Raw genomic sequence first — 11,589 nt, 5'->3', positions numbered from 1 at the left:
CGACACCCAGTCCCACCCCTCGCTCCGACGAACACAACGATCATGTCAAGCTCAGGAAGCCGACGAGCCCGGTTTATGGATTTCCCAACGGAGTCCTTCAGGGTGGAGGTGTAGGGCATCCTGCCGGTAGCGGCCCGGAGGGGCGCAGCACCATGGCAGGATCGCCTTGTCCGGCAACCTAGTTGTCGGATCTACCGCCGGACGGGCGGGAAGTCAGGCCTGCGGAGGCCGTGTAAGACCGATCCTCACCGGTCGGCAGTGGCCTGTGAAACAGGAACCCGAGGTGGTACCGCGTAGCGGTACGGACCGGAATCTCCTGCCCTCGGGCAGGAGAGGGCGTCAACTCCTGAGTGACTTGCCGAACCCCGCGGCCAACGGCATCCGCAAACCCAACGGAGGCGGAGCCGCGAGCGCGTCCTCCACCGGCCGCGCGAACGCCCGCCCGAACAACGTCCCCATCACGAAGTCCTCGGCCAGCGCGTGCACTTCGTCCCGGTACTGGTGCAACGCGTGGCCGTCCGTGTGTACTTCGAAACGGCACACATCCCGGTTCGCCTTCTTCGCCCGCGCGGCCAGCCGGAAGGACAGCTCGGGATCGGTACGTTCGTCGTTGGTGCCGTGCACGATCAGCACCCGGCGCCCGGCGAGCTGCTTCACCGGTTCGGGTGTCGCGGCCGCGTCCTCCTCCGGCAGCCAAGGCGCGATCGCCAGCACGGAGTTGACGGCATCGTGGCCGCCCGCACGGAGTGCGGCCCGGCCGCCCATGTCGACTCCGGCGAGGCAGACGGAGACGTCCCCGTAGCGTCGTACGGCCTCGTCGGCGGCCCAGGACGCGTCGCGCGCCAGATGCGCCTCGCTGCCGTTCCAGCCGCGCCAGCGGTAGTGGACGACATGCGTGGCCAGGCCCTCGTCCCGGCCCGCGCGCGCGAGGCGGCGCCCCAACGCCCGTACGGAGGCGGCCGCGAGCATGGGTGAGGGTTTGCGGGAGGAGGTCTCCTCGCCGCCGGGGAGCAGCAACACCACCCCGCTCACCGACGTCGGCTCCGGACCGAGCGCCCGCCCCAGCCGGGCCGTGCGAACCGGTGTCGCTTGCTGTGCCATGACAGAACAGTGTCAGAAGTGCGCGTGTACGCCACCCGTCCGTGCGGTCACCATTACGTATCGGCGGATGTGTACATCCGGCGATCTACGCGCGTAGGAGTTAGAGTGCGGAAATGACGAGCCAGACTGACCGGACCGGCACCACCCCGAGCTCGGACCAGATCCGCCGGGCGCCCAAGGTTGTGCTGCACGACCATCTCGACGGCGGCCTCCGCCCGGGGACCATCGTCGACCTCGCCCAGGCCACGGGCTACTCCCAACTCCCCGAGACCGACCCCGACAAGCTCGGCATCTGGTTCCGGGAGGCCGCCGACTCCGGTTCGCTGGAGCGGTACTTGGAGACGTTCTCCCACACCGTAGGCGTGATGCAGACCCGCGAGGCGCTCGTCAGGGTGGCCGCGGAGTGCGCCGAGGACCTCGCCGAGGACGGCGTCGTCTACGCGGAGGTGCGCTACGCCCCCGAGCAGCACCTCGAAGGCGGGCTGAGCCTCGAAGAGGTCGTCGAGGCCGTCAACGAGGGCTTCCGGGAGGGGGAGCGGATCGCCCGGGACAACGGTCACCGCATCCGCGTCGGCGCCCTGCTCACCGCCATGCGGCACGCGGCCCGCGCCCTGGAGATCGCCGAACTCGCCAACCGCTACCGCGACCTGGGTGTCGTCGGCTTCGACATCGCGGGTGCCGAGGCCGGTTACCCGCCCACCCGGCACCTCGACGCGTTCGAGTACCTCAAGCGCGAGAACAACCATTTCACCATCCACGCCGGCGAGGCCTTCGGGCTGCCGTCCATCTGGCAGGCCCTCCAGTGGTGCGGCGCCGACCGGCTGGGCCACGGCGTGCGCATCATCGACGACATCGAGATCAAGGACGACGGCAGCGTCCGGCTCGGGCGGCTCGCCTCCTATGTACGGGACAAGCGCATCCCGCTCGAAATGTGCCCCAGCTCCAACCTCCAGACCGGGGCGGCGGCCTCGTACGCCGAGCACCCGATCGGGCTGCTGCGAAGGCTGCACTTCCGCGCGACGGTGAACACGGACAACCGGCTGATGTCCCACACCAGCATGAGCCGGGAATTCGAGCACCTTGTCGAGGCGTTCGGTTACACGCTCGACGACATGCAGTGGTTCTCCGTCAATGCGATGAAATCAGCGTTCATTCCTTTCGATGAACGACTGGCGATGATCAATGACGTCGTCAAGCCCGGATATGCCGAGTTGAAGTCCGAATGGCTGTTCCAGCAGACCGCTTCCACCAGCGGCTCTGTGGCCACGGAGGGATGATCGGGTGCTGTCGCGGAGCGTGGAATGCGGAGGGGCGTTCACAATCCGTCCGCATTTCCATGTTTGCGGCGGGTGGCCCGGCGTGTTTACGGTCGAGGACCGCTCATATCCCCGTCATCCCATTTCGAGGACGCATTCACGATGAAGCAGTCTGCTGCCAAGACCCTCGGCGTCGCCGCCCTCGGTGCCGCCTTCGCCGCTGTCGGCGCGGGCGCCGCGAACGCCGCTCCGGCCGTTCCGGATGCCTCCCAGGCCCTGGACACCGTTACCAAGACGCTGCCGGCGGAGAGCACCACCAAGGCGCTGCCGGGTGCCGGTGAGGCGCTGACCCAGGCGAAGCCGGCGCTCGACGCGGGCCTGGCCGCCGCCCCGGCCGCCACGAAGACGCTTGCCGGCGGCCCGACCGACCCGGCCGCCGCGCTGCTCGGTGGTCTGCCGCTGAAGAAGAACCCCACGCAGGGCATGTCGATGAACGGGATCCCGCTGGGCTGAGCAAGGCGCACACGCCGTTGGGGCGCACCCGGAATCACCGGGTGCGCCCCAACGGCGTTCGCATGCAGGCCCCTTACCGGAGGCCGCTGCCTACCAGGCCATCTTCCGGGCCTTCTCCTCCGACGGCAGTAGGAACCACAGCGCGAGGTAGAGCAGGAACTGCGGGCCCGGCAGCAGACAGGAGACCAGGAAGATCACGCGCATCGTCGTCGCGGAGGTGCCGAAGCGCCGAGCCAGCGCTGCGCACACTCCGCCGAGCATGCGGCCATGGGTGGGGCGGGCAAGGGCGGTCATGTCGGCTCCTTCGTGAGCGTCGGTCCGAGGCCTCCCCGAGTGGCTGCCTCAGCTGTCTTCAACGCTACGGAGACGAAGCGGACCAAGCGTCGCTCTATGGTGCGATCCCGACCCTGGGAATCGTCGGGGTCCGCCCCTGAGCCGCCTCCTGCCTGCGGACGGCCGCCCGGCGCCGGCGCTCCGTCCTGCGGCGGAGCCAGGAGCGCGCCGCGGGCACGACCGCGACATGCGCGAGGGCCACCCCCACCGTGTTCAGGAACAGTGAGTCGATGTCCACGACCTGCCCCGGCACGCCGGTCTGCAACAGCTCGATGCCCAGCGACAGCAAAGCCCCTGCGGTGACCGTACGCAGCAGGGACGCCGGCGGGGAGACGGCGAGGCGGCCGTGGGTCAGCGGCAGCAGCACGCCCAGAGGCGCGAGCAGCGCGAGCCCCTCACCGACACGCCGGGCCGCCTCGGGCCAGCCCAGTGCCAGGTCGGCGCGGAGGCCGGCGAACGGCCGCAGGTTGGCGGGCATCACCCAGGGAACGTCCAGGGGCCGCAGCGTGAACCAGGCGACGAACGCGAGGTGTGCGACGAGGAGGACACCCCCTGCCACACGGATGCGGAACGCGGCGCTGCCGCCGACCGAGCCTTCACGCTGCACGCCCCCCTAGACGCGCCCCTCGGCACGAACGGTTCCGGGATACCACCCCGTACCCGGATGAGGCATCCGCCACACCCGTGGCTCAGCCGTCCGTGACCTCCGACGACGGCGGCTCCTTGCTCCCCGGCCGGGCACGGACCTCGTCCGTGCACTCGTAGCGGCGCAGCGGCTCGCCGCCGGTGACCGGCCCGCCGAGGATCACCGAGCCGTCGCCCTCCGCCGCCGCCGAGTCGGAGAAGGTACAGACGAGCTGCGCCAGGGCGTACGAGGTGAGGTCGCGGGGCGCGGTACTCAGCCGCAGCGTGTCGTCCGGGTCCTTCGCCGCGGGACCGCTCACCGACATGCCGCCGCGCACGTCCGTGGTGTACCCGGCCGCCTTCTCGGCGGACGACGGCGTCTCGGCGAGCTGGTCGAGCAGCCCCTGCGCCACCAGCACCCGGCGCCGCGAGTCGGCCGTACCGTCCGGAACGCGCACGGACCGGTCGACGGCCACCAGCGACGAGCCGCACAGCAGGAACACCTGCACCGGGACGCCGGGCGAGGCCTGCGTCGACGTGTCCTGCTCGGACAGCGTGCAGCGCACCCGCGAGGGCGCGGGACCGAAGTCGGTGGGCACCTCGGTGGACCGGATCCCGCACCCGGCGAGCAGCACGGCGAGCCCGGACAGCGCGAGCAGCCGGCGCGCGGTCGCGTGGCGCGCGGTCATGCGGCGCATGGTCATGAGGCGTCCCCCTTCGAGTCCGAGCCGTCCTCCTCGGCCTTCTCGGCCTCCGGCACCGGCTCGGACGTGTCCCGCGGCAGCCGCAGTGTGAACACCGCGCCGCCCTCGGGGGAGTTGGCGGCGGTGATCTCACCGCCGTGGATGTGCGCGTTCTCCAGGGCGATGGACAGCCCGAGCCCGCTGCCCTCGGAGCGCGGCCGGGACGCGCTGGCCTTGTAGAACCGGTCGAAGACGTGCGGCAGAACATCCTCGGGGATCCCGGGTCCGTGGTCGCGCACGCTGATCACGAGCTCGCCGCCGTCCGCGTCCCCGTCCGCGCCCTCGTTCCCGTCGGCCACCCGCACCGACACCCGCACCGGCGAACCGCCGTGCTTGAGCGCGTTGCCGATGAGGTTGGCCAGGATCACGTCCAGGCGGCGCGGGTCGATCCGGGCGTGGATGCCGCGCTCGGCGTCCAGCTCCACCGCGTCCAGCCAGGCACGGGCGTCGATGCAGGCGGTGATCTGGTCGGCGATGTCGACGTAGTCGACGACGAGCTTGGCGGTGCCCGCGTCGAAGCGGGTGACCTCCATCAGGTTCTCGACGAGATCGTTGAGCCGCCGCGTCTCGCTGACGACGAGCCGCACCGCCGGCTCGATCATCGGATCCATGCTCCCGGTCTCCGCCTCCAGCTCCTCCTCCAGCACCTCCGTCACGGCGGTGATGGCGGTCAGCGGTGTACGCAGCTCATGGCTCATGTCCGCCACGAACCGCCGCGACGCGTCGTCCCGCGCGGCCATGTCGGCGACCCGTTTCTCCAGGGCCTCGGCGGCCCGGTTGAACGTCCGTGAGAGATCGGCGAGTTCATCCGTCCCCGACACCCGCAGCCGCGTGTCCAGCTTGCCCTCGCCGAGCCGGCGCGCGGCGACGCCGAGCCGGTGCACGGGCTTCAGCACGGTCGTGGCGGCGGCCTGCGCGAGCAGCGCGGCGCCGATCAGCGCGAGACCGGTCGCGATGCCCAGCGACCAGGCCAGCGAATTGAGGTCCTTCGCCTCCGGCTCCAGCGACTTCAGCATGTAGCCGGTCGGACCACCGCCGATCACCTTCGTCCCGGCGACCAGATACGGCGTGCCGTCGTCGACGACCCGCTGCCAGTACAGGTGGTACGGCGACTTGTTGCCGGCCGTGACGTCCTGCTCCTTGTTCACGGCGGCGCGCAGCGAGGCGGGCACCTCCTGGAGCGAGAAGCCGCTCAGGCCGCCGGAGTTGCCGTAGACGGCCTTGCCGTCGGCGTCCTCGCCGACGAGCAGCACGCTGAAGCGCTGGCTGCTGTTGGCCATCTGGCCGGCGATGTGCTGCAGTTCGTCCTGCGTCGGGTACTCCGGCAGCGCGCCCGCACGGTTCTGCATCTCCTGCTGGAAGTCACGCAGCACCGCGTCCTGGGTGCGGGTCAGCACCGCCTCGCGGTTGAGCCAGTAGGCGATCCCGGACGCGAACACGGCGGCGGTCAGCGCCACCAGCCCGAAGACCACGACCAGCCGCAGCCGCAGACTGGTGAAGCGCAGCCGCGACCAGGCCCCCTTGCGGGCCGCGACCCAGCCGCGGACCCCCCCTTGCGTACCTGTCATTACTGAGGCGCGTCCAGGCGGTATCCGACACCACGCACGGTGCGGATCAGCGTCGGGGACGACGGCACGTCCTCGACCTTGGCGCGCAGCCGCTGCACACAGGCGTCCACGAGCCGCGAGTCACCGAGGTAGTCGTGCTCCCACACGAGCCGCAGCAGCTGCTGCCGCGACAGCGCCTGCCCCGGCCGCCGGCTCAGCTCGAGCAGCAGCCGCAGCTCGGTCGGGGTCAGCTGGAGGTCCTCGCCGTTCTTCGTCACGGTCATAGCCGCGCGGTCGATGACGAGGGACCCGTAGGTCGCCGCGTCGTTCGCCTCGCGCTCCCCGCGTCGCAGCACGGCCCGGATCCGGGCGTCGAGCACCCGCCCCTGGACCGGCTTGACGACGTAGTCGTCGGCACCGGACTCCAGCCCGACCACCACGTCGATGTCATCACTGCGCGCGGTCAGCAGAATGATCGGCAACTGGTCCGTGCGCCGGATGCGCCGGCACACCTCGAACCCGTCGATGCCGGGCAGCATCACGTCCAGCACGATCAGGTCCGGCCGCTGCTCGCGCAACAGCTTCAGACCGTCCTCACCGCTGGCAGCGGTCGCCACGCGGTGTCCCTGGCGCGTCAGTGAGAGCTCCAGGGCCGTACGGATGGCGTCGTCGTCCTCGATCAGCAACAGGGAAGGCACGGGGCTCATTCTGGCCCATGGCGGGGTGGGGTTTCGACACCTGGAGCACTCCCGCACATCTCGCGCGAATGATCAAGGGTGCGCGTGCGCCTGCGTGGCCGTACCGCGCTTCTCTGTGACGGCGCTGTGTCGTGCACACGAGGGACCCCTGTGACAGGTCTGTGACAGTCGGCGGACACGGCCATGAAGTGGCCCGGGCAAGCTTTTCGGCACAGGCAAGGAAGCAAGACGCGACAAGCCGAACACCGGAAGTCCACGACGGGGGGCGCGAGATGAACACGCTGCACAGCACCAGTACCAGCGCAGTGATCACGCGTCTGCACGACGTCACCCGGGGTTCCGAGAAGTCCGGCGCCGTGAGCGGGCGGGGGTGCGCTCGCGGCGCCGGGCGTCAGCACACCGGGTTCATGACGGTGGTCGACGCGCACACGGGGGACGCGGCTCACGGGGGAGCGGCGTACAGGGAGGACACGGGGGAGCGTCGTTCGCTGTCGGAGGCGGAGTTCACCGCCTACGTCCAGGAGCGCCGAGCCTCCCTGTACGCAACCGCGTACCACCTCACCGGCGACCGCTTCGAGGCCGAGGACCTGCTGCAGAGCGCGCTGTTCTCGACGTACCGGGCGTGGGACCGGATCAGTGACAAGGCCGCGGTCGGCGGATACCTCCGCCGCACCATGACCAACCTGCACATCAGCGCGTGGCGCCGCCGCAAGCTGAACGAGTACCCGACCGAGGAACTGCCGGAGACGGCCGGCGACACGGACGCGATGCGCGGCACCGAGCTGCGCGCGGTCCTGTGGCAGGCGCTGGCCCGGCTGCCGGAACTCCAGCGGACGATGCTGGTCCTGCGCTACTACGAGGGCCGGACCGATCCGGAGATCGCGGAGATCCTCGACATCAGTGTCGGCACGGTGAAGTCCAGCATCTGGCGGTCGCTCCGCCGACTGCGCGAGGACGAGGTCCTCAGCTTCGGCCGTGACGAGGAAGACGCCTTCGGGGAGCTTGTCGCCTGAGGGTCATGGGGGAGAAGTACCGGGGGGCCCGTACCGGGGGGTGCGGGGAGCGGTACCGGGGGGATCCGGGGGGATCAGCGGGGAAACCGGGGGAGCTCTGCCGCGCGGGCAACGGGGGACGCGGGGAGCGAAAAGGGAAGCGGGACTGGAGGGCCGGGGGGCCGTCCAGTCCCGCTTTTGTTCTGCCCTACGGTGCCGAGGTCGCCGGTTTCGCCTGCGCGTTCCGGCCCACGGCCGCGGCGGCCATCCTGCCCAGGGCCTCGTCCCGGTCGCAGGCGTACGCCCCCAGAGCGGTCTGGCGGGCGACGATCGAGCGCTCCGCGCGCATCAGGCGCCAGCCGCGACGCAGCAGGAACGGCACCGACTTGCGGCCTTCCTTGAGGTCGCGCAGGAAGCGGCGGCGGAACGTGGTGAGCGGCCCGCGGGTCAGGCACAGGGCGTCCGCCAGGACACCCAGTTCCCGGCAGCGCTCCACGATCTCCGCCGCGAAGATGCCCTCCGCGATGAACAGCCGGGTCCGGCCGATGTGCAGCGTCTCCTCGCCGGTGCGGGCGCTCAGCGAGATGTCGTACACCGGCACGTTCGTCGAGCCGGTGGCGCACAGCTGGGCGATGGCCTCGATCGCGACGTCCGCGTCCCATGACCCGGGGTGGTCCCAGTCGATGTCGGAACCCCCCGCCACCAGGGGCAGTGTCGGGTCGTCGCCCTCCTTGTAGAAGTCGTCGAGGCGCAGCACGGGCAGCCCGGAGCGGGCGGCGACAAGGGACTTGCCCGAGCCCGAGGGGCCGCAGAGCAGCACGACGCGGGCGGGTGACGGGAGATGAGGGCTCACGGAACACCAGTTTGAGGCATGGGGCGCCCTGCTGCCGACCCCGCGGGTCGGCTTTGAAGCACGCGTCACACCTCAACTACCCTTCGTGTCGTTCTCATTACCTTGCGCAGCAAGAAGGTGGCATCAGCGATGGCCCTGCACGACTTCCCCCACACCCCGACCGGCCGGCGCGTCCTGGTCGCCCTCGCGAGCGCGGGGGTGGCCCTCGGCGCGGGCGCGGGGACGGCCGCCGCGGCCGCCGACCCGGTGGCCGACGTGACGAAGCCCGCTCCGGCCGGCCGGCTCGACCCACAGGCGGGCCTGCAGGGTGTCCGCGGGTCGGTGCGGTACGTCACCGGCCCGGTTCAGGAGCTCAAGCCCAACCCCCTGGCGGGCACCGGTGCCGACCCTCTCGACAACGGCGTCGGCACCCAGGTCGCCGACTTCCGGCCGGTGACCTCGCAGGGGCTGACCCGGCCCGTGGCGCAGGCGAAGTCGGTCGGCAGCGTTCCGGTGGTGGGTCAGGCGATGGGGCGTCTCGGCGGCTGACCCGCGCCAGGTACACCGCAGACAGAGAGCCGCGCTGCCCCGGACGGAGGGGAGGCGCGGCTCTCCGGTCTCTGGTGGCGGGCAGGTCAGTAGGCGGACCCGGACGCGCCCAGCGAACCCGTCGGGTGCCAGACCGTCTTGGTCTCCAGGAAGGCCGTCATGCGGTCGGTGCCGGGGGCCGCCGAGTAATCCACAGGCTGTGGACGGAGTACCCGCTTCAGGTTGTCCGCCGCCGCGATCTCCAACTCCTTCGCCAGTACGTCGTCGGCGCCCGCGAGGTCGATCGCGTTGACGTCCTGGTGTGCCGCGAGGGGCGGCGCGATCTCCGCCGTACGGCCCGAGAGGACGTTGACGACACCGCCGGGGAGGTCGGAGGTGGCCAGTACCTCGCCCAGCGACAGCGCCGGGAGCGGGGACTTCTCGGACGCGATGACGACCGCCGTGTTGCCGGTCGCGATGACCGGGGCGACGACGGACACCAGGCCCAGGAAGGACGACTCCTGCGGGGCCAGGACGGCGACCACGCCGGTCGGCTCCGGGGAGGAGAGGTTGAAGTACGGGCCCGCGACCGGGTTCCCGCCGCCGATCACCTGGGCGATCTTGTCGGTCCAGCCCGCGTACCAGACCCAGCGGTCGATCGTCGCCTCCACCTGGTCGGCGGCCTTCGACTTCGACAGGCCCTCGGCGTCGGCGACCTCGTGGACGAACTGTCCCTTGCGGCCCTCCAGCATTTCCGCGACGCGGTAGAGGATCTGGCCGCGGTTGTACGCGGTCGCGCCCGACCAGGCGCCGAACGCCTTGCGGGCCGCGACCACCGCGTCACGGGCGTCCTTGCGGGAGGACTGGGGTGCGTTGGCCAGCCACTTGCCCTTCGAGTCCGTCACCTCGTACACCCGACCGCTCTCGGAACGCGGGAACTTCCCGCCCACGTACAGCTTGTAGGTCTTGAAGACACTGAGCCGATCAGACATCGAGGTACGCCTCCAGGCCGTGGCGGCCGCCCTCGCGGCCGAAGCCCGACTCCTTGTAGCCGCCGAAGGGCGAGGCCGGGTCGAACTTGTTGAACGTGTTGGACCAGACGACACCGGCACGCAGCTTGTTCGCGACGGCCAGGATCCGGGAGCCCTTCTCCGTCCAGATGCCGGCGGAGAGGCCGTACTGCGTGTTGTTGGCCTTGGCGACGGCCTCGTCGGGCGTACGGAAGGTGAGGACCGACAGCACCGGGCCGAAGATCTCGTCGCGGGCGATGGTGTGCGCCTGGGTGACGTTCGTGAAGAGCGTCGGGGCGAACCAGTAGCCGGAGGAGGGCAGTGCGCAGGCGGGGGACCAGCGCTCGGCGCCCTCCGCCTCGCCCTGCTCGACGAGCGAGGTGATGCGCGAGAGCTGCTCGGCGGAGTTGATCGCGCCGATGTCCGTGTTCTTGTCCAGCGGGTCGCCGAGGCGCAGGGTCGACAGGCGGCGCTTGAGCGAGTCCAGCAGCTCGTCGTGGATCGACTCCTGGACCAGGAGACGGGAGCCCGCGCAGCAGACCTGGCCCTGGTTGAAGAAGATGCCGGTGACGATGCCCTCGACGGCCTGGTCGATCGGGGCGTCGTCGAAGACGATGTTGGCGCCCTTGCCGCCCAGTTCGAGGGTGAGCTTCTTGCGGGAGCCGGCGACCGTGCGGGCGATCTCCTTGCCGACGGCCGTGGAGCCGGTGAAGGCGACCTTGTCGACGTCCGGGTGGGCGACGAGCGCGGCGCCCGTGTCGCCGTAGCCCGGAAGGATGTTGACGACGCCCTTGGGCAGGCCGGCCTGGCGGCAGATGTCCGCGAAGAAGAGTGCTGACAGCGGGGTCGTCTCGGCGGGCTTGAGCACCACCGTGTTGCCGGTGGCGAGGGCGGGCGCGATCTTCCACGCCAGCATGAGGAGGGGGAAGTTCCAGGGAATGACCTGGCCGGCGACGCCCAGCGGGCGCGGAGCGGCGCCGAAGCCGGCGTGGTCCAGCTTGTCGGCCCAGCCCGCGTAGTAGAAGAAGTGCGCGGCCACGAGGGGCAGGTCGACGTCCCTCGTCTCCTTGATGGGCTTGCCGTTGTCCAGCGTCTCCAGGACGGCCAGTTCACGGCTGCGCTCCTGGATGATCCGCGCGATGCGGAACAGGTACTTGGCGCGCTCGGTGCCGGGCAGCGCCGACCACTTCTCGAAGGCCCTGCGGGCGGCCCGTACGGCGCGGTCGACGTCCTCGGCGCCGGCCTGGGCGACCTCGGAGAGGACTTCCTCCGTGCTGGGGCTGACCGTCTTGAAGACCTTGCCGTCGGCCGCCTCGGTGAACTCGCCGTCGATGAACAGGCCGTACGAGGGCGCGATGTCGACGACCGCGCGGGACTCGGGCGCCGGTGCGTATGCGAATGCGGATGCCATG

At 70.7% G+C, this 11,589-nt stretch carries 13 protein-coding genes; 4 read left to right on the top strand and 9 right to left on the bottom strand.

Going from position 1 to position 11,589, the window contains the following annotated elements:
- Nucleotides 1–339 precede the first annotated feature (339 nt).
- Complete coding sequence (locus ACFY16_RS10415; protein WP_390646680.1) at nucleotides 340–1,101, bottom strand: alpha/beta hydrolase; 762 nt, start codon at nucleotides 1,099–1,101, stop codon at nucleotides 340–342.
- Nucleotides 1,102–1,214: 113 nt separating this feature from the next.
- On the opposite strand from ACFY16_RS10415, the gene ACFY16_RS10410 reads away from it, so the two are divergent.
- Together ACFY16_RS10410 and ACFY16_RS10405 are read left to right on the top strand one after the other, a co-directional pair.
- Nucleotides 1,215–2,378: an adenosine deaminase gene (locus ACFY16_RS10410; protein ID WP_390646679.1), complete on the top strand. Its 1,164-nt coding sequence runs from the start codon at nucleotides 1,215–1,217 to the stop codon at nucleotides 2,376–2,378.
- Nucleotides 2,379–2,519: 141 nt separating this feature from the next.
- Entirely contained in the window at nucleotides 2,520–2,870 is a 351-nt protein-coding gene (locus ACFY16_RS10405) for an ATP-binding protein (RefSeq protein ID WP_390646678.1), read from the top strand.
- Nucleotides 2,871–2,960: 90 nt separating this feature from the next.
- Here the strand turns inward: ACFY16_RS10405 and ACFY16_RS10400 are convergent, their stop codons facing one another.
- The 5 genes from ACFY16_RS10400 to afsQ1 all read right to left on the bottom strand — a co-directional run bounded on the left by ACFY16_RS10400 (nucleotide 2,961) and on the right by afsQ1 (nucleotide 6,815).
- On the bottom strand, nucleotides 2,961–3,164 hold the full coding sequence (locus ACFY16_RS10400; protein ID WP_390646677.1) for a PspC domain-containing protein: 204 nt from the start codon (nucleotides 3,162–3,164) through the stop codon (nucleotides 2,961–2,963).
- 94 nt (nucleotides 3,165–3,258) lie between these two features.
- A complete protein-coding gene (locus ACFY16_RS10395) occupies nucleotides 3,259–3,810 on the bottom strand; it encodes a VanZ family protein (RefSeq protein WP_390646676.1) in 552 nt (183 codons plus the stop codon).
- A gap of 82 nt (nucleotides 3,811–3,892) precedes the next feature.
- Nucleotides 3,893–4,516, bottom strand: a complete 624-nt coding sequence (locus tag ACFY16_RS10390) for a hypothetical protein (protein WP_390646675.1) — start codon at nucleotides 4,514–4,516, stop codon at nucleotides 3,893–3,895.
- A gap of 11 nt (nucleotides 4,517–4,527) precedes the next feature.
- Nucleotides 4,528–6,138 (bottom strand): ATP-binding protein, encoded by a 1,611-nt coding sequence (locus tag ACFY16_RS10385; protein ID WP_390646674.1) that lies wholly within the window; start codon nucleotides 6,136–6,138, stop codon nucleotides 4,528–4,530.
- Nucleotides 6,138–6,815 carry a two-component system response regulator AfsQ1 gene (afsQ1, locus tag ACFY16_RS10380; protein WP_338017866.1) on the bottom strand — a complete coding sequence of 226 codons (678 nt, stop codon included), beginning with the start codon at nucleotides 6,813–6,815 and terminating at the stop codon, nucleotides 6,138–6,140. The genes ACFY16_RS10385 and afsQ1 overlap by 1 nt, the downstream gene beginning before the upstream one ends.
- Nucleotides 6,816–7,087: 272 nt before the next feature.
- On the opposite strand from afsQ1, the gene ACFY16_RS10375 reads away from it, so the two are divergent.
- Nucleotides 7,088–7,828 (top strand): SigE family RNA polymerase sigma factor, encoded by a 741-nt coding sequence (locus ACFY16_RS10375; protein ID WP_390646673.1) that lies wholly within the window; start codon nucleotides 7,088–7,090, stop codon nucleotides 7,826–7,828.
- A 187-nt stretch (nucleotides 7,829–8,015) separates the two neighbouring features.
- On the opposite strand, the gene ACFY16_RS10370 is transcribed toward ACFY16_RS10375, so the two are convergent.
- A complete protein-coding gene (locus ACFY16_RS10370; RefSeq protein WP_390646672.1) occupies nucleotides 8,016–8,729 on the bottom strand; it encodes a uridine kinase in 714 nt (237 codons plus the stop codon).
- A 60-nt stretch (nucleotides 8,730–8,789) separates the two neighbouring features.
- Here ACFY16_RS10370 and ACFY16_RS10365 point away from each other — a divergent pair, with 60 nt between their 5' ends.
- Entirely contained in the window at nucleotides 8,790–9,188 is a 399-nt protein-coding gene (locus ACFY16_RS10365) for a hypothetical protein (protein WP_390646671.1), read from the top strand.
- Nucleotides 9,189–9,274: 86 nt separating this feature from the next.
- On the opposite strand, the gene ACFY16_RS10360 is transcribed toward ACFY16_RS10365, so the two are convergent.
- Nucleotides 9,275–10,159 (bottom strand): aldehyde dehydrogenase family protein, encoded by an 885-nt coding sequence (locus ACFY16_RS10360; RefSeq protein ID WP_390646670.1) that lies wholly within the window; start codon nucleotides 10,157–10,159, stop codon nucleotides 9,275–9,277.
- Nucleotides 10,152–11,588 carry an aldehyde dehydrogenase family protein gene (locus tag ACFY16_RS10355; protein WP_390646669.1) on the bottom strand — a complete coding sequence of 479 codons (1,437 nt, stop codon included), beginning with the start codon at nucleotides 11,586–11,588 and terminating at the stop codon, nucleotides 10,152–10,154. Before ACFY16_RS10355 ends, ACFY16_RS10360 begins: the two co-directional genes overlap by 8 nt.
- Between the last annotated feature and the right edge of the window lies 1 nt (nucleotide 11,589).

Source organism: Streptomyces sp. NPDC001315 (assembly GCF_042896175.1).
Classification (GTDB): domain Bacteria; phylum Actinomycetota; class Actinomycetes; order Streptomycetales; family Streptomycetaceae; genus Streptomyces.
Note: the sequence above shows the minus strand (reverse complement) of the source record. Positions and strands in the feature narration are given on the sequence as shown.